Here is a 22624-nt window from a genome sequence, read left to right on the forward strand (position 1 = left end):
CGCCGAACCTGTGCGCTTCACCGCATGACTGGATTGCAGTTAGGCACGGGCGATGCGATAGGCAAGCCATGCTCCCTGCCGCGCAGATCCCATTGCAAGCCCCGGCCGGCCGTCTGCGCCCCGCCTTCCTGAGCGCCCTCGCCCTGGGCTTTGCGGCCGGCGCGATGCCGCATGCGGCATTGGCCCAGGATGCGACGCGGCCTACCACCTCCAACCCGATAGGCGGCCAGCCGTCCGCTCCACCGGCTTCGACCAATGGTGACGAGCATGTCGCGTTCGAAGCCGACACGGTCGATTATGACCAGAATGCGGAGCAAGTGACCGCAACCGGCAACGTCGTGTTGCGACGTCTCAAGCAGTCGGTCCGGGCCGATACGGTCACCTGGAACAGAAAGACCGGCCAAATCGTCGCTAGCGGCAATGTCCGCATGGTCGATGAGGACGGCAACCAGGTCTTCACCGAAAGCGTGGAACTGACCGACGAGCTCAAGACCGGGATGATGCAAAATCTCCTGCTGGTCATGCGCGAAGGCGGCCGCCTCGCGGCGCTGAAAGGCGAACGGATCGCCAACGGCGACGTCATCCTTCAGCAGGCGGCTTACACCGGCTGCGACGTCGTGGACGAAGACGGCTGCCCCAAGAAGCCCACGTGGCGCGTTTTGGCGAAGCAGGTGATCTACAGCGAAGCGCAAAAGCGGGTGCGGTTCAAATCCGCTCGCCTCGAACTGTTCGGCATCGTCCAGTTGCCGCTTCTGGGTCTGACTGTCAGCACGGACGGCCATGCGGTGTCCGGCTTTCTGGTGCCGGATTTGAGCTCCAGCCCCTCCAACGGGTTGGAAATAGGCGAATCCTATTACTGGAAGATCGGGGAAAACCGCGACCTTACCGCCAGCCTTTCAGCCTATACCAAAGCGCCGCCAATGGCGTCGGTCGAATATCGGGCACTGACGGACAAGGGCGCTTATCAGGTCACCGGCTATGCCACGGCCAGCAACAAGATACCGGTCTTCGGCTCCAGTTCCAATATCTCCAACGACAGCGTCAGCGCCTTTCGCGGCTATATTTTCACCAACGGCAAGTTTCAGCTCGACGACAACTGGAGCGTGACCTTCTCACTGAGGCGCGCCACTGACCGCACGTTCCTGCGTCGTTACTACATCAGCCGCGACGACCGCCTTCGCTCCCTGGTCGATGTCGAGCGGATCGATCAGGACAGCTACTTTTCCTTCGCGGGCTACGCCACACAGACCATGCAGGCGGGTCGCGATCAGGGAATGATTCCGGTGGCATTCCCGGTGATCGACTATCGCCGCCGTTTCGACGAACCGCTTCTCGGCGGCCGGATAGAGACGCAGCTCAACACGCTCGGCATCTCGCGCACGGACGGACAGGATACGCAGCGCGCTTTTGCCAGTGCTCAATGGTCATTGCGACGGCTGACCGGGTTTGGCCAAGAAATCACGGTGACGGGGCTCCTGCGCGGCGACCTCTATCACTCGGACGATAACGCTGCCACCAGCACGATCATTTATCGCGGCGATCCCGGCTGGCAAACGCGCGGCATCGCCCTCGCGGCCGTCGATGTGAAGTGGCCACTGGTGGGCCAGGTTTTCGGTGGCACGCAAGTGCTAACGCCGCGCATACAGTTCGTAGCCTCCCCACCAATTCGCAATCTGCAGGTTCCTAATGAGGATTCGCGAGCGATCGAGTTGGAGACCGGCAATATCTTCGCCCTCAACCGCTTCCCCGGCTATGACCGCGTAGAGGACGGCGCGCGTTTTACTTATGGCTTCGACTGGCAGTTCGAGGCGCCTCGGTGGCGGATCAAGGCCACCGTCGGCCAGTCGATCCGCCTGAGCGACAAGCCTTCCCTGTTCCCCCAAGGGACGGGTCTGACAGACAAGGTGTCCGACATCGTCGGTCGAGTAGAGGTCCGCTATCGCGACTTCCTCAACCTGGTCCACCGCTTCCGGATCGACAAGGACACCCTGGCGGTGCGTCGCAACGAATTCGACGCGGTGGTCGGCAATACGAAGACATATTTCGAGATCGGCTACACCAAGCTCAACCGCGGCATCTCGTCCACTATAGAGGATCTTCAGGACCGCGAGGAAGTGCGCACCGCCGGCCGTATCGCCTTTGCCAAATATTGGTCTCTCTTCGGATCGGCAGTCGTCAACCTTACCGATCGCACTGAAGACCCGGTCTTCGGCTCCAATGGCTTCCAGCCGCTACGCACACGCCTTGGCGCGGCCTACGAAGACGATTGCCTGGAGATCGCCGTGACCTGGCGGCGCGATTACCAGACCACGGGCGACGCAAAAAAGGGAAGTTCTTTCCAGATACACTTTAGCCTCAAAAACATCGGACGGCGATAAGACCGACCAATCCCGTGGATTGCTTAGCTCACGCCATGGCCGCGCCCGTTGGCAGGCGGGCTCAAAGCCGCTATCGGGTGTGCTCATTTTCAGTTAACCCGCAGCCGGGCAGAAGCGCGGGATGGGTGAGGCAGGCTTCCGCAACGGGTTCCTGCCCTTGAACGATCCGGCCTCGGCCGGTTGAAGACGGGATCGAAATCACGGTGCAAGCATTCAATCGCAGCAGGTTTATCAGGCGCTCGTTCATGCATATCGGCAGCCTGGCAGCGCTTGCGGGAGCGCTGGTCGCGCCGGCGTCCATGGCGCAACAAGCTCCGCAGGGCGAAATCGTCATTCCCGACAACGTCAAGATTTTCGGCAACGACAATCCCAACGTCCGCCGCGCCACCGCAGTGGTCAATGGCGATGTGGTCACGGGCACTGACGTGGACCAACGCCTCGCTCTGATCGTTGCCGCAAATCAGGGCAAGATCAGCGATGACGAAATGAAGCGCCTGCGCCTGCAAGTGCTGCGCAACCTGATCGATGAAACGCTGGAAATCCAGGAAGCGAAAGCATCCAAGATCGATATTTCCCAGGCAGAGGTGGACCAGTCCTACGCCCGCGTCGCATCCCAGAATTTCAATCAGAATACCGGCGCGATGGATGCTTATCTGAAGCGCATTGGCTCTTCCCCGGCCTCCCTGAAACGCCAGATTCTCGGCGAGCTTTCATGGCAGCGACTGCTGCAGCGCAACGTCGCGCCCTTCATCAACATCTCGGATGACGAAGTGAATGAGATGCTGTCGCGCCTCAAGGCGGCGAAGGGCACTGATGAATACCGCCTGGGCGAAATCTATCTGGCCGCCACCGCTGACGCTCGGCAGCAAGTCTACCAAAACGCCACTCAGATCGTGCAGCAGCTCAAGCAGGGGGGCAGTTTCGTCGCCTATGCCCGGCAATATTCACAGGCATCAACAGCCGCGGTCGGCGGCGACTTGGGCTGGATTCGCCTGGCTCAGCTTCCCGGCGAACTCGCCACCGCCGCGCGGGAAATGCAGCCGGGCCAGCTTGTGGGGCCCATTGAGGTTCCCGGCGGCTTCGATATCCTCTACCTGATCGACAAGCGGCAAGTCCTGACCGCCGATCCACGCGACGCGGTGCTGTCACTCAAGCAGATTTCGCTCAGCTTCCCGAAAGGCATCTCGGAGACGCAGGCCAGCCAGAAAGCCGAAGCTTTCGCCAAAGCGATCAAGTCTGCCAAAGGCTGCGGCGACGTGGACAAGGTGGCCGGCGGTCTTGGCGCGCAAGTCGTCGCCAATGACCAGGTCAAGGCCCGCGATCTGCCGGGGCAGATCCAGAACGCCGTGCTCCAGCTTTCGCCGGGCGAAACGATGCCCCCGTTCGGGTCCCTGGAAGATGGAGTGCGCATTCTCATGCTGTGCGGGCGCGACGATCCGCAAGTCGGCTCCGGTCCCAGCTTTGAGGAGCTTCAGGCCCAGATGGAAGACGACCGCATCAATAAGCGCGCGCAAATGTACTTGCGCGACCTTCGACGTGACGCTGTCATCGAATACAACTGAACGGCGGGGCAGCGCTTGACGTGAGGAAAGCGCAAGCCCTTGCCGTATCGCTGGGCGACCCCGCAGGCGTCGCGCCCGAGTTGATTGCGGAGGCATGGACGCGGCGAGGCGAAATGGGCCTGACGCCGTTCTTCGTCATTGGCGGCGCCAGTGTCCTTTCGGCAGCCGGCGCGTCGCGCGGGATCAAGTTGGACCTTATCGCGATCTCCGCCCCGGACGAGGCGGCCGCCGCCTTCTCATCCGGGCTTCCGGTCCTTGGCGACATGGATTGTGCGCCTTCCCCCGGTTCGCCTTCCATCGAAGGCGCCACGCTGGCCCTGCACTCGCTGGCGCGCGCCGCGGCGCTGGCGTTGTCCGGCGAAGCGGCAGGGGTTGTTACCGGCCCCATAGCCAAGGCCAACCTGGCCGATGCGGGTTTCACGCAGCCGGGCCAGACCGAGTTCCTCGCCGATGCTTGCGGCCTTCCGCATGAGGATGCGGTCATGATGCTCGCCGGACCTTCGCTGCGCACCGTACCGCTTACAGTCCATGAACCGCTCGCGGCCGTGCCCGGCCTCATCACGCGCGAACTGATCGAGCACAAGGCGCGCGTCGTCGCCCGCGCACTGGCCCGCGACTTCGATCTGCCTGCCGCGCGCATCGCGGTGACCGGCCTCAATCCGCACGCCGGGGAAAGCGGCCGGATCGGGCGGGAAGACGCCGAAGTGATCGGCCCCGCCGTCGCCGCTCTGCAGACCGAAGGGCTGACCATCAGCGGCCCACATCCGGCGGATGCCCTGTTCGCCGCGCATGAACGCAAAAAATATGACGTGGCCTTGTGCATGTATCACGATCAGGCGCTGATCCCCATCAAGACGCTGGATTTCGACCAGGGCGTGAACGTCACTCTGGGCCTGCCGATCGTCCGCACCTCGCCCGATCATGGCACGGCCTTCGCCATTGCCGGAAAGGGCGTGGCAAGCGCCGGGGCGATGATCGCGGCCTTGCGCATGGCCGGTGAATGCGCCGTGCGGAGAAGCATGAGCGGCTGACCCCGTCGACCCCAAAGGTCTCTCGACTTCGCGCAGCACGAACGGCTAGGGAAAATCGGGTGAATAGTCCCACTTCCATCCTCCCACCCTTGCGCGAAATCATCGCAAGACATGGCCTGTCCGCCAGCAAGGCGCTGGGCCAGAACTTCCTGTTCGATGAGCACTTGCTTGATCGCATCGCCGCCATTCCAGGACCGTTGGAGGGCGAGCAAGTGCTGGAAGTCGGCCCCGGCCCCGGCGGGCTGACCCGTGCGCTGCTGCGGGCTGGGGCCAAGGTCACCGCCATCGAGATGGACCGCCGCTGCCTGCCGGCGCTGGCTGAGCTTGAAGCCGCATTCCCAGGACGGCTCACGGTGATTGAAGGCGATGCGATGAAGATCGCACCTGCATCCCTCTTCGATGGGCCATATCACATTGTCGCTAACCTGCCGTACAACGTGGGTACGGCGCTTTTCACGGGCTGGCTTTCTAGCGAGCACTGGCCGCCGCAATGGCGCTCATTGACACTGATGTTCCAGGAGGAAGTCGCGCGCCGCATTATCGCCGCGCCGAACACATCCGCTTATGGTCGCCTAGCCGTGCTGGCGCAGTGGCGCGCGCAGGCGAAGCTGGCGATGAAGGTCCATCGCAGCGCTTTCACCCCGCCGCCCAAGGTCATGTCCGCCATTGTCTATGTCACTCCAACCGAGGCGCCGGAAAGGGTTTCGATCCGAATCCTGGAACGTCTGACCGAAGCCGCTTTCGGGCAACGGCGCAAGATGCTTCGTCAAAGCCTCAAGGGTATGCCCGGCGCACTTGCGGCGCTGGAAACGCTCGGGATAGATCCCCAACGCCGAGCCGAGACACTCAGCGTTGGGGAATTTGTGACGATTGCCAAAGTCCTGACGAAATGAACGACCGCTTCAGGCAGGAACCAGCGCCGCCTTCTTCTTCCGGCGCCATGCGTGAAGCAGCGGCTCGGTATAGCCGCTAGGTTGCTCCACGCCCTTGAACACCAGGTCGCAAGCCGCCTGGAACGCAAAGCTGGAGTCCCAATTGCCCGTCATCGGTTCATAAAGCGGATCGTCGGCGTTCTGAGCATCGACTTTCGCGGCCATGCGCTTCAGCGAATCCATCACTTGCTCCCGCGTACAGACGCCGTGAAGCAACCAGTTCGCCATGTGTTGGCTGGAAATACGCAATGTCGCGCGGTCTTCCATCAGGCCCACGTCATTGATGTCGGGAACTTTCGAGCAACCGACGCCCTGGTCGATCCAACGCACCACATAGCCGAGCAACCCTTGCGCATTGTTGTCCAGTTCTTCGCGCACTTCTTCGTCCGACCAGTTTACGCCTAACGCCAGCGGCACCGCCAGCAATTGTTCGAGACCGGGCACCGGTTCGCCAACGATCGCCTCGCGCAGGCCGAACACGTCAACCAGATGATAATGCGTAGCGTGCAGCGTAGCAGCTGTCGGAGAAGGCACCCAGGCAGTGTTGGCGCCGGTTTTGGGATGGCCGATCTTCTGCACCATCATATCCGCCATCTTATCGGGGGCGGCCCACATGCCCTTGCCGATCTGCGCCTTGCCGGACAGGCCGTGGCGAAGACCGATGGCGACATTGCGCTTTTCGTAAGCGGCGATCCAGGCGCTGCCTTTCATGTCATTCTTGCGGATAATCGGGCCGGCGCGCATCGAGGTGTGAATCTCGTCCCCCGTGCGGTCAAGGAAGCCCGTATTGATGAAGACAATGCGGTCCTTCACGGCATGGATACAGGCCGCAAGATTGGCGGAGGTGCGGCGCTCTTCGTCCATTACGCCGACCTTCAGCGTGTTGCGCTGCAGTTGAAGCAGATCTTCAACGGCGTCGAACAACGCATTGGCAAAAGCGCATTCTTCAGGACCGTGCATCTTCGGCTTGACGATATAGATCGAGCCTTCGCGGCTGTTGCCGTACTTGGTCAGGCCCTGCACGTCCTGCGTGGAGATGGCGCTGGTGACGACCGCATCCATGATCCCTTCCGGGATTTCGCCGCCATCGGGCAGCAGGATCGCCGGATTAGTCATCAGATGGCCTACATTGCGGACAAACAGCAGGCTGCGTCCTGGCAATTCGACCTCTTCGCCGCTTGGCAGCGTCACCACCTTGTCATCGGCGAGGGCGCGAGTCACCGTCCGGCCGCCCTTCTCGAACGTGTCATTCAAATCGCCGCGGATCACCCCCAGCCAATTGGCATAGGCGCGCACCTTGTCCTCGGCATCGACGGCGGCAATCGAATCCTCCAGATCGACGATCGTGGTGATCGCCGCCTCCAGGACGATGTCGGCAATACCTGCTTTGTCAGTCGCTCCGACCGGACTGGCGGGATCAACCACGACTTCGATGTGCAAGCCGTTCGACTTGAACAGACGCCCCTTCTCCGTCGTCCCGACCAATTGCGAAGAGTCGGCCAGTGCGACGTCAACACCGGTCACGTCGGCCCAACTGCCCGAAGCGAGCGGGACTGCCTGGTCAAGGAACTTGCGGCCTGCGGCGATCACCGCCGCTCCACGCACCGGATCGTAGCCTTTACCTTGCGCCGGCGCCGCTTCGAGCGCATCCGTGCCGTAATAGGCGTCATAGAGGCTGCCCCAGCGCGCATTGGCTGCGTTAAGCAAGAAGCGGGCATTAAGCACAGGCACCACCAACTGCGGCCCGGCCATTGTCGCGATTTCAGGATCGACATTCTCAGTACCGATCGTGAACGACTCCGGCTCAGGCACGAGATAACCGATCTCGGTCAGGAACGCCCGATATTCGTCCTGGTCGATCGGCTTGCCGGCGCGCCCGAGATGCCAGGCATCGATTTTTGCCTGCAAGTCATCACGCTTGGCAAGCAGCGCCCGGTTTTTCGGCGCCATTTCCGCCACCAGCGCGGCAAATCCACTCCAGAACGCAGCCGCATCCTGCCCGATAGGCGGCAACACATCTTCCTCAAGAAACTTCGCCAATCCGGCGTCAACTTGGAGGCCCGAACGTTCAACCCTGTCAGTCATCTTTCCTCGCACTGATTCAAGCGCGCACCCTGTCAGGATGTGCTGTCATGACAATAACCAAAACTGCCCTGAAACGGCTCTGGGGAAGAAGCCAAGCTATGGCGCAAGACCGCACCTAAGGCAACAGCAACCAAGCCCAGCACCCCGAACCGGTATGTTGGCGTAACTTACACTCGGCGTCGGAATCGCTTACATTCGATCCGTCGTTAAGCATGGGAATCGGCGGGAACGGGCCATTGGCACGATCATTGCTGTAACAGAACCGTAACCAGAGGGATGGCATGCTCCGCAAGATCGGTCGCCTGTTCAAGATAAAGACGCGCTGGGAAGCGTTCATGATTATCTATGCCCTCGCGACCGGGGCGGTCGAGCGCGGCAGCGCCTATCTGACCCGCTTTCCCGGCCTGGGCGGCAAACTATTGTTTCTGGCCTGCACCGGAACGGTGTTCATGGCCGGAGCCAAAATCCTCGACTGCCTCCGCTACGAAGCAGCAGAGCGCCTTGAACAGGTTGACATAGTCAATTCAGAAACCGCGACATCAGTGGAGCGGGAAGCTGCTTAGTCGAGCGGACGTGCGCTGAAACAACCACGGGTCGAAAGAAGTCAATTAACCTGAAGTTTGTTGCCGTACCGAAATCCACCCAACCGCCCCTTCTTGTCCGGCACAGGCGTTTCCGGAGAAACCAGGGGTTCGGGTACTCGCCGACGCTCGTTGCCAAAACAGGGCTGACGCCACGCCTTCGATAGCTGGCTCCTGCATCAATCTGTAGTGCGTGGTGTCAACGGTGATGCATTCGCTATCACCTGCGAGCAAACCCCGCCAGCCGAATACACCGTCTTCATTGGTAATGGAACTGAGCGCCGGTTGCTCACGGCACTGAATCAAGAGAGCCTTGCCGCCAAAAGGACAAAGATCATGGCGCGCCACAGCTTCGATCAAAGCGAGCGAGGTTTTGAAATATGCCTTGGGAATCCAGTTCGCCACATCGTTCTTTCCAAAAGGTTTTCCGGGAAAGAACCAACGCAGCCAAGTATGGCGCGTTCGCCCGATCGCGCGCAAGGTATCGAGAACGCCGAACCGCGCTACTGATTTTCGCCATTCTCGGATTGCCCATCGGCTGAAATAGCCAAATGACGGGAAATGACGAAACAAAGGTGAGTCAATGATGCATAGCAACACCTCGTCGCCCTCGCGTTCCATGAAGCTGGCCAGGGCGCAGGCAATTGGCCCTCCAAATGAAAAGCCGCAGAGATGATAAGGTCCTTCCGGCTGTTTCTCGCGAATCACGTGCGCCCATTGCGAGAGGAGGTCCTCGATGCTCAGCTTTTTGTCCGTCCCAAAATCCTGCGGCCCGGTTGAGAGACCAAAAATAGGAACATGGGGTCTAAATCGGCGTGCCAGAGAAGTAAAACTGAGCGAGCGACCATAGACGTCAGGCGCACAAAAAAGCGCAGGCGCATCGCCAAGAGGTTGTACGTCAGTAAGGTACTCGGCCTGACTCTCAGGAAGCTCATCAATAGCTGCTGCAAGTTGGCGCGGGCTGGCGCCATGCGCCATAAGGACGGGAGGGATCGGCCTTCCAAGCACCTGCTCAAGCTGAACGGCGACCTGAATGGCAAGCAGCGAATCGCCACCCAGTTCAAAAAAGTCATCATCAGCGGTCGTGACGTAAACCCCAAGTACGTCTTCGAATATGTCGGCTATGATGTCTTCTACCGGCAACAACCATTCGCGTTCATTTTTTCGCCCTTCCACCTTATCGACGATTGCGCGCAGGACGCCGCGATCAATCTTGCCGGATAGATTTAGTGGCATGGCTGGCAACAGCGTCAATGATGCCGGCACCATGTATTTGGGCAGCCATTCACAGAGTTTCTCGTGCGCCTCTTTCGGCTCAAACGCACCGTCGACCGCGATGTAGGCACGCAATCGATCCCGCCCCTGCTCGTCAGGTTTCACTAGCGCCGCGGCGGCCGTAATATTCGGCAATCGCAACAGCGCAGTCTCGATTTCGCCCAATTCGATGCGCAAGCCACGAAGCTTGACCTGTTCACCCAGGCGTCCACGATATTCAATCTCACCGTTGGGTCGAACCCGTACCAAATCGCCTGTCCGATACATTCGTTCTCCTTCTTGCCCGAACGGGTTCGGCAAAAAGGATGCGGCGGTTCTTTCAGGATCGTTGCGGTAACCGCACGCTAGTAGCGGACCCGCAATATACAGCTCCCCCTCCACACCGGGGCCCACGGGTTGCCGGTCTTCATCCAGCACGTAAACTCTTGCTCCGCAGATGGGCCGCCCGATACAGGGATCGCCTTCTGCGTCATCCGCGACGCGGGGAACCAATGCAGCAGTGGTTGTCACGGTCGCCTCGGTGGGCCCATAGGCGTTGTAAAGCCGTTCCACATGCGGCAACGCATACAAGTCGCGCACGAGATCGTTCTTCAGGACCTCCCCCCCACACATGATCGTCTGAACGCTCTCGGGAACATGATGCAGATGCAACAGCTCACGCGCAAGCGAAGGCACCGTTAGGAGCAGCGTCGGCCGTTCGTCCGGCGAAAACGGTTCGAGAATGTTCTGCTTCACAATCACGACGCCGCCGTTGCAGAGCGTGCACAAGACCTCCATCACCGAAATGTCGAAACATATAGAACCACCGAACGGAACGCGCAGCGGCACCCCCTCAGGCAGAAGTGAACCCATCCACTCAGCCAGTGCTACTGGAGTGTGGCGAATCTCTACCCCTTTCGGCCTTCCCGTCGAGCCGGAGGTGTAAATGACATAGGCGAGATCCTGCGCCGTGCCCGAATGGCTGGGTGCGTTGTCACAACCAAGTTTGAATACCCCCGTGTCGGGAGCTAGATCGAATATCTTGCCCGAAAATTTCAAATGCTCGGTAAGTTCATTGCACGTGACCAAGAATTGGGCGCCGCTGTCTTCCAGCATATAGGCAAGCCGGTCGGCAGGATAACTTGGATCGAGCGGCAAGTAAGCTGCTCCGGCCTTCAAAATGCCAAGTACGGAGGCGATCAGATCGATCGACCGCTGAAGGCACAGCCCAACGAGTTGCCCTGGCCCTGCGCCCAGCGCTTGCAAGCCTTGAGCAATCTGGTTGGCGCGCCGATCAAGATCCCCATAACTTAAGGTCACGCCACGATGCTGAACTGCAGGCGCCAAAGGCGTTGCCCTGGCCCAATGTTCAAACAAATTTTCGATTCGGCGCTCCGCCGATGATGCGAGCGGAACTTCTATGCCTTGTCCATTATACGGCTCTGCGGGCAATTCGTTTGACGCCATGAGTTTTTACCTCAAGTGAAAACATCAACGGGGCAGGAGCTTGTTTGGCTATTTGGCAGTTAATGAGTTAACAAACAAAATTGCAATAAAAATTTTTCACAGACATATGAGGAATGTCTGCTGTAATTACATTTCGAGACATGTGAAGAGCAACATACTTGCAAGCGTCTTATCAGGCGCCACAGCCCCCCACGGCCAAGTGCCTACATATCCAACGGAGAGTTATCACGTCCGGCCGGTTAAATTACCGGTCCCTCTGGCAAAGCAGCGATTGCCTAGCCCAAACAAGGGCTCGGCCGCAAATAATGCTGCGACTTTGAACGCTAAGGCTCTTTGGCGAAATACAGTATAGTGCGGCCTATGGGTCGAACGATGCTTAGCGCCCCAAGCCCTTTCGCGCGATCTCGTAAATGACGTGCCTTACCATCACTCCTGCCCGCTCGGATAAGCGAGTGCGTTGTGTCAACATCCCGCCGATGTTCGCCATCGCCTTGCGGGAGATCACGTTGTCCTCACCAACCTGGAAGATCGCACGTTCGAAATGCGCGAATGCATGGTTCAGCATCAGCCGCTTGAACTCGGCGTTGTAGCCCCGGCCCCAGTACGGCTGCGCGAGGAAGGACCAGCCGATCTCGACCTCATCCGGATGATCCGGATCGGGCTGGGCGAATTGGCTCGAACCGATAATCTCGCCGGTGTGCTTTTCCAAAATTGCGAGCGCACCGCCACGCGCCAGCGCATCGGCAAAAAACTGGCGGAATACCGGTTTTTGCCAACGTTCATGTGCGGGATGCAAGGCCCACAGTTGAGGGTCGCGAGCGACCGCGTAAAGGGCGCGCCAGTCGTCAGTGCGAAGGGGGCGAAGCGTCAGCCGATCCCCGTCCAGGACCGGCTGACGATCGAACATCAGGCCGTCACATCCGCGACGGCGGCGATGAACTGATCGATATTGCCCAGCGTCAGCCCGGCCACATTGATACGGCCCGACCCGGCGAAATAGATGCCGTGTTTGGCCCGCATCGCCTGCACTTGTTCGGGGGTGAACGGAATGATCGAGAACAGGCCGTTCTGATTGCCGATCGGCGTAAGATCGACGCCACCAGTCTTGCCCGCCGCGGCCAGTTTCGCGCGGACCTGGCGCATGCGGTCTCGCATCTGGTCAAGCTCGTCAAGCCACTGCACAGTAAGCTTCTCATCTTCCAGCACCAGGCGAACCGCCGCACCGCCATGGTCTGGCGGCTGAGACCAATTGGCGCGGGCCAGCGAGTGGCCATTGGACATCACTTTGGGCAAATCCGCCGGGTCGGCAACCATGGCGTAAAGAGCACCGACACGATCGCGATAGAGACCGAAGTTCTTGTCGCAGGAGTAGCAGATCAGCGCTTCCGGTACGGCAGCCAGGACGCGGCGCAAGCCGTAAGCGTCCTCTTCCATGCCCGCGCCAAGGCCCTGATAAGCCAGATCGAGGATCGGCAGCAGAGCGCTATCCGCCAGCAGACCGGCGATCTCATCCCACTCGGCGTTGGAGTAATCGATGCCGGTCGGGTTGTGGCAACAGCCATGAAGCAGGATCGCATCACGAGGCCGGGCGTCAGCGACGGCGACGCGCAGAGCATCCATATCCGTCGTGCCGTCCGAAGCCGCATGATTGAACTCGACGACCCCCAAGCCAAGGTCTGCGCAGATCTGCGCGTGATTCGGCCAGCTCGGCTTGCCAACAATGATCCGCTCATAACCCGCGCGCTTCGCCATCGCGAGCGCAAGGCGCAGCGACCCGGTGCCGCCGGGCGTCTGCATGCCTTCGATTCGGCCGCCCATATCCGGGGTTTCCTTGCCGAAGATGTAAGGCATCAGCGCCGCAACGAAACCCATGTCGCCTTCGGGGCCAAGGTACGCCTTGGAATCCTGTTCCTCGACAAGCTTCCTCTCCGCGGCCTTGATGGCGCCGAACACAGGTGTATCGCCCTGCCCGGTCTTATAAACGCCGACGCCAAGGTCGATCTTGTCGGCACGCGGGTCCGTGTTGTGAAGCTTGATGAGCGCGAGCAGCGCATCGGCGGGCTGTTGCTGAAGGTCGATAAGCATGGCGGGCCGCGCCTTAGCCCCGCCCGCCGCGAGGCGCAACAGCGGAGTGCCGCGATCGGGTCAGAACGGCAACCACCGCTGCTTATGCGAGAATTTCATGTAACCAATGTTCGCGCCCAGCCGCAGCCCGGCGCCGGAACGAACCGGAATCAGCACGACATTGCCACGCCGCAGGTAACTGACGGTGAACCCGCCCACGAGATATGCCTGCCCTTCACCGGCGCCGAAGCGATGGAAAAGATCCTCGGTATCGTAGAGATTATAAACCAGCACGAAAGCGCTTCCGGCATTGGCGCCCGCATCAAAACCGATCGAAGGGCCCGTCCAATAGACCGGCTGCTGCCCCTCCACCTTGTGGTAAAGCGTGCCGGAGCCGTATCGCAGGCCCACGGCGATGGCGCCGCCCGCCTCGCGGCCCACAATATAGGCGTTGGGTTCGCCTTGTTTGGCCAGCAGGTCCTTTATCAGCCCGGCAAGGCCCTTGGCGCCTTTGCCGAACACACCCTCCGCCGCACCGATCAGATCGTCCTCATGATAGGTTTCGCCGGTGGTGGCGCCCGGCGCGGTGGGCGTGGCGGCCGGACTCGCGGCTTGCCCGGCATTCCCGGCAGCGCCGGTGCCGGTGTCCATCGGGGTGCCGTTGCCCGTAGCGGGCCCCGAAGGCACGCTTGACGGTTGCGGCGCGGAGGCGGGTGAACTGGTGGAACCATGCTTGATATCCGCATCGATCGCCGCGTCGGGATCAACCGTGGAAACCTGTCCCAAGACGGGTGTTAGCGGCGCCGCCAAAGCCAGAAAGGCGGTCGTCAAAGCCGTAAGCGGTCGGCGGAGGCGACAATGCTGTTTACGCGCCTCAGTTGTGTTGCCCGGCATGTGGTGACCCTCCCCTCGCGTGTCTGGTCCAATGAATCACGTCCAATGACGTTCGGGATCCCCTTTATCCGAAGCGGCACGAACGGCGAACACCAGAAGAATCCACAGCGCCTTAGCCCGCAATGAACGGGCGATGGACCGAGTCGGTTTTGCGGTGGACCGAATCGGGCGCGGCGTCTTCCGGCAGGTTTGCAGTAAAATTCGGCATTAAGCACACATCGCCCCCTTGCTGCCCCCGTAGGCCGCCGCTATAGGGACCGCCCTGAGCCGCATCCGGAGACGTGGGTGAGTGGCTGAAACCAGCGGTTTGCTAAACCGTCGTGCTCTTAAGGGGGCACCCCGGGTTCGAATCCCGGCGTCTCCGCCAAGATCGTTGATTTAGGCCATTTTTCCATCAGCCTCTTTCCTCGCTCTTGGCACCACCCGGCGTAAAACCGTTGGCGCTGTGCCGACTTTTGTGCCTACCCCATCTTGGACTTGAGCTGCTGATCCGGCGTCAGGTGGGCCAGATATATCTCCGTGGTCTTGACGCTGGTGCGCCCCATTATCCCCTGAAGTGCGTAGATTGAGCCGCCATTTTGCAGGAATCTGACCGCAAAAAGGTGGCGCAAATCATGGAATCTGAAGCGCACGAAGATGTGCCGGGACTGTACCGACTTTTGTGCCGACCCAGTCTTTCTTTTCCGAAATGAAGCCGGGCGAGGAAAAGCTTCAGCCGGTTCCGTCGGCCGCCTCCTTCGAATGGACCGAAACAAGCATGTTCGGGTTCAATATTCCCGAGCACGGCATTGACGCGATCGTCTATTTCTGGATGCATCCAACGTTTAAAGTGGCATATGGCGGCATTTCCATCTGGCGCGGTGTGAACGACAACCAGATCGCGGCCGCCTACACCGACTATCGCATGGTCATGCCTATGCCGGAGGACATAACCGACTGCACTTACGCCAATGGCGTGCGTGTCAAGATGATCGCACCGCGCGAGGAATTCGAAGTCAGCTTCGACGATCCTTCAAGCGAAACGCGACTGCGTCTCCATCTCAAGGCGACCATGCCCCCGGCATGTCGGCACAATGGCGGCCATATCACGCAACTCGTGGAGAGCTTGTCCCGCGGGGGGAAACCTTCGTAATCGATGGATTTCACACGCGCGACAGATCGTGGGGCGAAGCGCGCAGCGACGGTCGGCCTTTCAGGCCCGCGCGAAGGCCGCAACGCGGTTGCGGAACCATCATAGCCTAAAGCCACGAGATCTGCGTGCATCTGCATAGCTGTGCGCCACTGCTTGCGCGACTTGCCGACCTTGATCCCCAGCCCGAAGATTAGAATTCTGCGGGGGTATAGGCTTGCGATTGCAAGGTACGGCCATCAACATCCTCTCATTCCTTCCACGAGATCCTGTCCGACGCCCGCAGCGCACAGCAATGCTGTCATACCTTCAAATATGACTATATCATCAAAAATGACTTGCAAAGGCATTTTTCCTTGGTATTGGCTGGAGGCAACCGATTTCGGTGTACGGCCCATAAGCCCGCACGAGGCTCTGGAAGCTTGAGGGAGCGCTCAAGTTCATAAGATTTAGGTCGGCGCTAGGGAGAGAAATAATGAATGCTTCGCCTAAAGCGTTTCTGCTGATCTGCGTGGCTGCAGGAGCATTGATAGCCCCTCAGGCCATCGCACAAACTGTCGCCCCCAAACCCGTAAATGAACGAGCAGGCACAGATGCGGTTGGTATCGGTGATATTATCGTAACGGCCCAAAAGCGTTCCGAACGGCTAAGTGACGTGCCACTTTCGGTCGCAGCGGCGACAGGCCCGCAACTCGTTAAAGCCGGAGTGGTTACGGCTGCCGATCTGGGCAAAATCGTCACCGGCTTCACTTATCAGCCCAGCAACTACGGGCCGCCGGTGTTCTCGCTGCGCGGCATCGGGTTCTTTGACAACACGCTCGCCGCATCGCCAACTGTGTCGGTTTATGTCGACCAGATTCCGCTTCCCTATCTTGCGATGGTTGGAGGCGCGACGCTGGATTTGGAGCGCGTTGAAGTGCTCAAAGGGCCGCAGGGAACGCTGTTCGGCCAAAACGCGACAGGCGGTGCCATCAACTTCATTGCCGCGAAGCCTACCGCCGCACTATCTGCCGGTGGTAGTCTGGAATATGCGAGATTCGGCCAGTTCAACGCCGAGGGCTATATTAGTGGCTCGCTCTCGGGCACCTTGCAGGCGCGGCTTTCAGGCCGGACTGAACAGGGCGGCGCCTGGCAGCGGAGCACTACGCGGCCGGGCGATAAGCTGGGTGATCGCGATTTCACGACCGGACGGCTGTTGCTCGACTGGGATCCCAGCAGTGCAGTCCATCTCGAGCTTAGCGTGAATGGCTGGGTTGACAAAAGCGAGACGCAGGCTGCCCAATATCTGGCCTACGCGGCTACCGTGCCGCCGCCTATTGGCGGCACGGCGCAGGCGGCGCCGATACAGGCAGAGCCGGTTCCTGGCGAAAACCCACGACTGGCGAATTGGGACGCTGACACCAATCTGCGGAGGGACAGCTCCTTCTACCAGTTTGCGCTAACCGGCCAATTTGACTTGTCGGATAGTGTCACCATGAACACGATCACGGCGTACTCCCACTTGAAGGAATTCAGCCCCTACGACGCCGACGGCACAAGTTTCCAGAATATGTATGACACCGTTATCGGCAAGATCGACACGTTCAACCAGGAAGTCCGTTTTTCGGGCAAGCTTCTCAATGACAAGCTGTCGTGGATGCTTGGCGGAAATTACGCCTACAGCAATTCCGTCGACCATTCGTTCCTTGATTTTATTGCGAGCAACGCCGGGGTCGGCCCCTTCCGCTATACACATATCGTGAATATCGACGACGTTGTCAGCAATGCCTATGCTGTGTTCGGCGGTCTGGACTACAAACTGACCGAAACGCTGCTGGCACAGGTTTCAGCGCGCTATACCGATCAGAAGCAAAAGGGATCCGGTTGCCTGGCGGACGGTGGAAACGGCACGATCGCCACGGCGTTCAGCGTGCTTTCGACCGCGCCGTTCAGCGCAGGCCAATGCGTGACTTTCGCCAACACCGACCCCACCGATTTTCCGCCTTTCACACCGCTCGGAGGGCTGGTTCACAAGACGCTGTCCGAAAATAACACTTCGTGGCGCGTCAACTTAAGCTGGAAGCCCAACTCCGACGTCCATCTCTATGTCAACGTCACCAAGGGCTATAAGTCGGGCTCGTTTCCACGCCTGCCCGACGTTTTCCAGAGCATTTATGCTCCGGTGCCGCAGGAATCGGTTCTGGCTTATGAGACGGGTTTCAAAGTCTCTGCTCTGAACCGTACGCTCGATCTGTCAGGAGCAGTCTTCTATTATGATTACAAGGATAAGCAGATTCTGGGCTATCTCCAGGTTCCGCTATTCGGCAATCTGCCGGCTCTGGTCACCATCCCGAAATCGCATGTCACCGGCGGCGAATTGAACGCAAACTGGCGTCCCGTCAACGGACTGACGATAAACGGGGGCGTCACGTACGTCGATGCCAAGGTCAATCACGACTTGGCTAACGCGGCTCTGTACAACACGCGCGATCCCAATGGGCAAAACATCAACATCCAGGGCTACCGTTTTCCGATCACGGCGCGTTGGCAGGCGTCAGGCGGCATCGACTATGGCTTTCCGGTTTCAGAAAGCCTGACGGCCGATTTTGGGGCCAACCTCACCTATCGCAGCAGCACGCCGGCGACTTTCGGCGGAGGATCGCAATACATCTTGCCGGCATACACGTTGGTTGACCTGCGCGCCGGAATCGGCAGCGAGAACGCCCGGTGGCATCTGCAGGTCTGGGGGCGCAACATATTCAACAAGTTCTATCTGACCAATGCCGCCCACGTGATTGACACCATAACCCGAACGACCGGCAGGCCTGCTACCTACGGAGCGACATTGAGCTTCAAGTACTGATCATGCGGACGTGGCACCTTACCGGGCGTATCGGCCAGATTGCAACGGAGGTGCCGCCTCCATCGGATCACGCTAGACCGTTGAGGTGAAGATGACGGCATGCAGCGCTGCGTCGTAACAGGCCACAAAAACGGACGGTCGGTTTTTATGGTGGGTGCCGAACGCCGGAATTGATGTCTCATTATCGGTGTAAGCCGAGGGAGAAATTTGATGTCTGAATTAGTGGCGCAATCTGAACAATATCCCCTTTTCGGGGCGGATCTGTTTGCGCCGGAAGCTCTTCGCAACCCATTCCCCCATTATGCCGCCATCCGGGACTTGGGCGCCGTCGTCCGTTTGAAGACCCCGGATGTCCTAGTGATTGGGCGGTATCAGGATGTGGTCAAGGCTCTGCAATCTCCAACCATCCTGGTTTCGGGGAAGGGCGTGGGCTTCAACGATTTCGTCAACCAGCCGATACCCGAGCCTGGGATTCTGAACTCGGACGGCGAGCGGCACAAGGCATTGCGATCGGCCTTGATGAAGCAGCTTTCGCCCGCCGCGCTTTCGCCGCTGCGGCAGATGCTCAAAGACATGATCGATCAGCAGATTCGGCATATCGTCGACACGGGCACTTTCGACGGCGTGACCGAAATCGCCATGCATCTTCCGTTGAGCGCTGTTTCGGAACTGGTCGGGCTGCCGGAGCAAGACCGGGCAAAAATGCTGCGCTGGGCGTCAGCCAGCTTCAACACGGTGGGGGTGATCGAACGCGATGGGGAGATCATGCCGGAAATGCGCGACGATCTGGCCACCGCATCCGAAGTCAGAGACTATCTGACGAACCTTAATCCGGACACATTTAGGCCTGGCTCTTGGGCCGCCGCGCAGTTCGATCAGGTCAGATCGCGAGGGATGACGATTGGCGACGCCAGATCGAGCATCCGTGCCTTCGTGATTCCGAGCTTGGATACGACGATCTACGCCACCGGCAATCTTCTGTACAATCTTGCGCGTCATCCGGATCAGTATCAATTGCTGCGTCAGGATCCCTCGCTAATCCCGGGCGCCGTGTTTGAAGGCGTGCGTCATAGTGCGACGGTGCGCTGGTTCGCGCGCGTTGCCGTAGAGGACTATGCAGAGGGCGACGTTTTCATTCCGAAGGGCGCGCGGGTCATGATCCTCTATGGATCGGCAAACCGCGATCCCCGCAAATACGAAAATCCTGATCGTTTCGATGTACGGCGCAGCCCCAGAGATCAACTGGGCTGGGGTGCTGGCCCGCATCTTTGCGCCGGCATGAACCTGGCGAGAATGGAAATGGAAACGTTGCTGGAAGCCCTTGTGCAGCACGTCGACCGGATCGAGGCGGATGAGCCGACCCTAGGAACCAATCGCGGCCTGTTCGGCATCGATGCGCTGCCCATGCGCCTGATCGCCGCGTGATTCACCTATGGCCGAAGGAAATCTGCAAGCGGACCGAAGCGGAGGAGAAATAGCTGTAATGCCCCAATTAACTGCCGAATCCGACCGCGGTGCACAAGCGATGAAGAGCGTGAAGGACGTTGCCGGACAGCCCATGATGCGTGCCGCCCGGTTGCACGGTCCGGGCGAAAAGTTGCGCATCGAAATGATCGAGCGTCCATCTGCACGGCCAACCGATGTGATCGTCAAAGTCATGGCCTGTGGCGTCGTACCGAACATGATCAACGTATTGCACCATCTGGCGAAATGGCCGGACATGCACCAGCCGGCACTGCCGGCGATCTATGGGTTGGACGTTTCCGGCGTGATCGAGGAGGTCGGATCGCAGGTCCACAGTCTCTCTGTGGGTGACAGGGTCTACGTCAATCCTGCCCGGTACTGCGGTTCCTGCCGGGCTTGCCGCTCGGACAATCCCACTGCCTGCAAGTACTTCATGCTCAATGGCTATTTTGGCTCGGGTGAAGCGTCACAGACGCTGTACGACGATTATGTTTATGGCGGCTTCGCCGATTTCATGTCGGCCCCGCAGTACGGCATCGTCAAAATCCCCGACAATCTCAGCTTCGAGATGGCTGCGCGCTGGGGCTATCTTGGTACCGCCTACGCGGCGCTCAGGCGCGGCGGGGTGGACATGAGCAGCACGGTGCTGATCAACGGCATCACCGGCACCTTGGGCTTGGGCGCGGCGATTTTCGCGCTCGCATTGGGCGCCCGAAAGGTGCTGGGTCTTGGCCGCAATGCCGACCTGCTCGAATGCGTGCGGGCGCTGTGCCCGGAGCGGATTCACGTCGCTTCGCTTTCCGGCGGCGACGAGGTGCGAGCATGGGCGCGTTCGCTCACTGATGGTGATGGCGCTGACGTGGTGATCGATGCCTTGCCAACGGGCGGCGATCCGATGGCATTTCGCTCGGCTTTGGCCGGACTCGCGCGCGGGGGGCGGCATGTCAACATCGGCGGCGTAAGCGAGGAGGTGGGCATCAACTTCCTTCAGTTGATGAACGATCACAAGACTCTGGTGGGCTCGCTGTGGTTCACCACTGGCCAGGGCCAGGATATGGCGGATCTGGTCGAGACCGGCACGGTGAAGTTGGATATGTTCGAGCACGAGGTCTTTGCGCTCGATGCCATCAACGACGTGCTGGATGGCATGGGCTGCCGTCACGGTGGCTTCAGCAACTATGTGGTCGCGCCCGATCCCAAAGCGTTGAAGGGAGCAGGGCGTTGAGAGCGACGGTCCCATCGGCCGATCTGGCGGTCATTCTTGAACATCTCGAAGGCGCACCGGGTTACGAGCGGGTGCGCGCCTTGCGCCCATCCTTTGCGGCGGCGACCGCTGACATGGTGGATTCTGTCCTGCGTGAGGCCGGCCGGTTCGCCGACGAGGTTCTTTCTTCCCTGAATGCGGAGATGGACCGGCACGGTTGCTCGATCGAAAACGGCCGTGTGACTTGCAGGGCGCCGAGTCACCCCGGTGCCTGGGAAGAATGGAAGGAACTGGGTTGGCCGCGCCTGCCCCATGACGAGAGCCTGGGGGGAACCGGTCTGCCCCTGTCCGTGATGCTGGCGGTACAGGAACTGTTCGACAGGGCCAATCCTGCCTTTGGCATGCTGCCGGTACTCCAGCGCACAGCTGCAAGACTTATAAGCGCTTTCGCAAACGAGGAGCAGAAAGCGGTCTGGCTTGAAGGGCTGGTTGACGGCTCGCTGGCGGCGACGATCTGCGTTTCGGAGCCTTCGGTAGGCTCTGACGTCTCTCAGCTACGTACCCGCGCCAGCGAGACAGGTGACGGCTGGCTGGTCAACGGCGGCAAGATGTGGATCAGCTTCGGCGACCATCAGCTGTGTGATCGCATCGTCCACTGCGTGCTTGCAAATACCGCGCCTCCCGGAGAGCCGCCCGAGTTTTCCATCATTCTGGTCGAGGGTGGCGCCGCGCAGCCAGGTGCCGTGAAGGTGGTCCGCATCGAGGAAAAGATGGGTTTGCACGGATCGCCGACCTGCGAACTGCGTTTTGAGGATGCAAAAGGAACCTTGCTGGGAGCCCGCGGGCGGGGTCTTTCCCAGATGTTCGTGATGATCACCAGCATGAGACTGGCGGTCGCGGTCGGCGGGCTTGCGGTGACAAGCGCAGCCGCCGATGTTGCCCTGTCCTACGCTGGGCAACGCAGACAGGGCGGACCGTCGCACCAGCCGCTGCTCATTATCGAACATACTGACGTGCAACGCCAGATTATGACAATCACCGCTCGGACGCACGTGTTGCGCGGATTGTGCTTTGCGGCAGGCAATCTGGCGGATCTGGCCGAAGCGGAGCCGGATGAGGCTGCCCGGACGTCGGCGGCCGATCAACTGGCGTGGCTCTTGCCGATCGCCAAGACGTTCGGTGCCGAATGCGGTTTCGATAGCGCCAGCGGGGCGATCCAGGTGCTGGGCGGGGCGGGCTACACTGCTGAATGGCCGGTCGAGCAAATGCTGCGCGATAGCCGCATCCATGCGATCTTTGAGGGCACGAGCGGTATCCAGGCGCTCGATCTGGTCCATCGCCGCGTGCTGCGCACGCAGAGCTTCGAGGCCTTTCTCGCACAGGCGCGTGCCGTCGAGGGTGGCGACGGGCTGTCCGCATGTCTGGATCTGCTGGAGGATGCCGTGGCGTTCCTGCGGGGGCTGGAGCCGAAGTCGCCGATCGTCGGGCGGGTGGCTATGGACTTTCTCCAGCTGGCCATTCTGGGCGCGACCGGATGGATTGCGGCAGGCCTTCTCGCCAAGCCCGCGAACTCGCCCGCTACGGAGACGATTCAGGCGGCGGCGCGCTTCTGGCTTGGGGATTTGGCGGATCGCGGTCGCCTTCATCATGCCCGCATCCGCAGCGGTTTACCGGAAATTGCGGGGATCGAGGTGGTCCGGCGAAACAGTGACCTGATCGATGCCTGACTGGCGAAGA

Annotated in this window: 16 protein-coding genes and 1 tRNA gene; 11 read left to right on the forward strand and 6 right to left on the reverse strand. The window is 60.1% G+C overall.

Going from position 1 to position 22624, the window contains the following annotated elements; translation table 11 throughout:
- Positions 1 to 68: 68 nt before the first annotated feature.
- The 4 genes from V7D69_RS03095 (at position 69) to rsmA (ending at position 5864) form a co-directional block, all read left to right on the forward strand.
- Positions 69 to 2378: an LPS-assembly protein LptD gene (locus V7D69_RS03095; protein WP_333605038.1), complete on the forward strand. Its 2310-nt coding sequence runs from the start codon at positions 69 to 71 to the stop codon at positions 2376 to 2378.
- Between the two features lie 245 nt (positions 2379 to 2623).
- A complete protein-coding gene (locus tag V7D69_RS03100) occupies positions 2624 to 3940 on the forward strand; it encodes a peptidylprolyl isomerase (RefSeq protein WP_414691023.1) in 1317 nt (438 codons plus the stop codon).
- Positions 3941 to 3960: 20 nt separating this feature from the next.
- On the forward strand, positions 3961 to 4971 hold the full coding sequence (pdxA, locus tag V7D69_RS03105; protein ID WP_333605039.1) for a 4-hydroxythreonine-4-phosphate dehydrogenase PdxA: 1011 nt from the start codon (positions 3961 to 3963) through the stop codon (positions 4969 to 4971).
- A 59-nt stretch (positions 4972 to 5030) separates the two neighbouring features.
- Positions 5031 to 5864, forward strand: coding sequence for a 16S rRNA (adenine(1518)-N(6)/adenine(1519)-N(6))-dimethyltransferase RsmA (gene rsmA, locus V7D69_RS03110; RefSeq protein WP_333605040.1), 834 nt, complete (start codon positions 5031 to 5033; stop codon positions 5862 to 5864).
- A gap of 9 nt (positions 5865 to 5873) precedes the next feature.
- On the opposite strand, the gene V7D69_RS03115 is transcribed toward rsmA, so the two are convergent.
- The gene (locus V7D69_RS03115; RefSeq protein WP_324064736.1) at positions 5874 to 7988 is read right to left on the reverse strand and encodes a malate synthase G; all 2115 of its coding nucleotides are present in this window, start codon (positions 7986 to 7988) and stop codon (positions 5874 to 5876) included.
- A gap of 281 nt (positions 7989 to 8269) precedes the next feature.
- Between V7D69_RS03115 and V7D69_RS03120 the strand changes: the two genes are divergently transcribed.
- On the forward strand, positions 8270 to 8551 hold the full coding sequence (locus V7D69_RS03120; protein ID WP_324064737.1) for a hypothetical protein: 282 nt from the start codon (positions 8270 to 8272) through the stop codon (positions 8549 to 8551).
- 45 nt (positions 8552 to 8596) lie between these two features.
- Here the strand turns inward: V7D69_RS03120 and V7D69_RS03125 are convergent, their stop codons facing one another.
- From V7D69_RS03125 to V7D69_RS03140, 4 genes are all read right to left on the reverse strand, one after another.
- Positions 8597 to 11290: a non-ribosomal peptide synthetase gene (locus V7D69_RS03125; RefSeq protein WP_333605041.1), complete on the reverse strand. Its 2694-nt coding sequence runs from the start codon at positions 11288 to 11290 to the stop codon at positions 8597 to 8599.
- 376 nt (positions 11291 to 11666) lie between these two features.
- A complete protein-coding gene (locus V7D69_RS03130; protein ID WP_333605042.1) occupies positions 11667 to 12197 on the reverse strand; it encodes a GNAT family N-acetyltransferase in 531 nt (176 codons plus the stop codon).
- A complete protein-coding gene (locus V7D69_RS03135; protein WP_333605043.1) occupies positions 12197 to 13375 on the reverse strand; it encodes an amino acid aminotransferase in 1179 nt (392 codons plus the stop codon). The genes V7D69_RS03130 and V7D69_RS03135 overlap by 1 nt, the downstream gene beginning before the upstream one ends.
- Before the next feature lie 60 nt (positions 13376 to 13435).
- Entirely contained in the window at positions 13436 to 14248 is an 813-nt protein-coding gene (locus tag V7D69_RS03140; protein ID WP_333605044.1) for a DUF1134 domain-containing protein, read from the reverse strand.
- 275 nt (positions 14249 to 14523) lie between these two features.
- Between V7D69_RS03140 and V7D69_RS03145 the strand changes: the two genes are divergently transcribed.
- Positions 14524 to 14615 (forward strand) — tRNA-Ser (locus V7D69_RS03145).
- A 94-nt stretch (positions 14616 to 14709) separates the two neighbouring features.
- On the opposite strand, the gene V7D69_RS16170 is transcribed toward V7D69_RS03145, so the two are convergent.
- A complete protein-coding gene (locus V7D69_RS16170) occupies positions 14710 to 14880 on the reverse strand; it encodes a tyrosine-type recombinase/integrase (RefSeq protein WP_414690983.1) in 171 nt (56 codons plus the stop codon).
- A 125-nt stretch (positions 14881 to 15005) separates the two neighbouring features.
- Between V7D69_RS16170 and V7D69_RS03155 the strand changes: the two genes are divergently transcribed.
- The 5 genes from V7D69_RS03155 to V7D69_RS03175 all read left to right on the forward strand — a co-directional run bounded on the left by V7D69_RS03155 (position 15006) and on the right by V7D69_RS03175 (position 22614).
- Positions 15006 to 15380, forward strand: coding sequence for a hypothetical protein (locus tag V7D69_RS03155; RefSeq protein WP_324063087.1), 375 nt, complete (start codon positions 15006 to 15008; stop codon positions 15378 to 15380).
- Positions 15381 to 15852: 472 nt separating this feature from the next.
- Complete coding sequence (locus V7D69_RS03160; protein WP_333605045.1) at positions 15853 to 18219, forward strand: TonB-dependent receptor; 2367 nt, start codon at positions 15853 to 15855, stop codon at positions 18217 to 18219.
- A gap of 210 nt (positions 18220 to 18429) precedes the next feature.
- Positions 18430 to 19644 (forward strand): cytochrome P450, encoded by a 1215-nt coding sequence (locus V7D69_RS03165; protein WP_333605046.1) that lies wholly within the window; start codon positions 18430 to 18432, stop codon positions 19642 to 19644.
- 58 nt (positions 19645 to 19702) lie between these two features.
- Positions 19703 to 20908 carry an alcohol dehydrogenase catalytic domain-containing protein gene (locus V7D69_RS03170; protein ID WP_324063093.1) on the forward strand — a complete coding sequence of 402 codons (1206 nt, stop codon included), beginning with the start codon at positions 19703 to 19705 and terminating at the stop codon, positions 20906 to 20908.
- Positions 20905 to 22614 (forward strand): acyl-CoA dehydrogenase family protein, encoded by a 1710-nt coding sequence (locus V7D69_RS03175; RefSeq protein ID WP_324063095.1) that lies wholly within the window; start codon positions 20905 to 20907, stop codon positions 22612 to 22614. Before V7D69_RS03170 ends, V7D69_RS03175 begins: the two co-directional genes overlap by 4 nt.
- The last annotated feature ends 10 nt before the right edge of the window (positions 22615 to 22624 follow it).

This window comes from Novosphingobium sp., assembly GCF_036733805.1.
Lineage (GTDB): Bacteria > Pseudomonadota > Alphaproteobacteria > Sphingomonadales > Sphingomonadaceae > Novosphingobium.

What these genes read in the sequence shown, in the direction of transcription:
- V7D69_RS03095 (WP_333605038.1), top strand. Translation starts at nt 69, where the DNA reads ATGCTCCCTGCCGCGCAGATCCCATTGCAAGCCCCGGCCGGCCGTCTG.
- V7D69_RS03100 (WP_414691023.1), top strand. Translation starts at nt 2,624, where the DNA reads ATGCATATCGGCAGCCTGGCAGCGCTTGCGGGAGCGCTGGTCGCGCCG.
- V7D69_RS03115 (WP_324064736.1), bottom strand. Translation starts at nt 7,988, where the DNA reads ATGACTGACAGGGTTGAACGTTCGGGCCTCCAAGTTGACGCCGGATTG.
- V7D69_RS03120 (WP_324064737.1), top strand. Translation starts at nt 8,270, where the DNA reads ATGCTCCGCAAGATCGGTCGCCTGTTCAAGATAAAGACGCGCTGGGAA.
- V7D69_RS03125 (WP_333605041.1), bottom strand. Translation starts at nt 11,290, where the DNA reads ATGGCGTCAAACGAATTGCCCGCAGAGCCGTATAATGGACAAGGCATA.
- V7D69_RS03130 (WP_333605042.1), bottom strand. Translation starts at nt 12,197, where the DNA reads ATGTTCGATCGTCAGCCGGTCCTGGACGGGGATCGGCTGACGCTTCGC.
- V7D69_RS03135 (WP_333605043.1), bottom strand. Translation starts at nt 13,375, where the DNA reads ATGCTTATCGACCTTCAGCAACAGCCCGCCGATGCGCTGCTCGCGCTC.
- V7D69_RS03140 (WP_333605044.1), bottom strand. Translation starts at nt 14,248, where the DNA reads ATGCCGGGCAACACAACTGAGGCGCGTAAACAGCATTGTCGCCTCCGC.
- V7D69_RS03155 (WP_324063087.1), top strand. Translation starts at nt 15,006, where the DNA reads ATGTTCGGGTTCAATATTCCCGAGCACGGCATTGACGCGATCGTCTAT.
- V7D69_RS03160 (WP_333605045.1), top strand. Translation starts at nt 15,853, where the DNA reads ATGAATGCTTCGCCTAAAGCGTTTCTGCTGATCTGCGTGGCTGCAGGA.
- V7D69_RS03165 (WP_333605046.1), top strand. Translation starts at nt 18,430, where the DNA reads ATGTCTGAATTAGTGGCGCAATCTGAACAATATCCCCTTTTCGGGGCG.
- V7D69_RS03170 (WP_324063093.1), top strand. Translation starts at nt 19,703, where the DNA reads ATGCCCCAATTAACTGCCGAATCCGACCGCGGTGCACAAGCGATGAAG.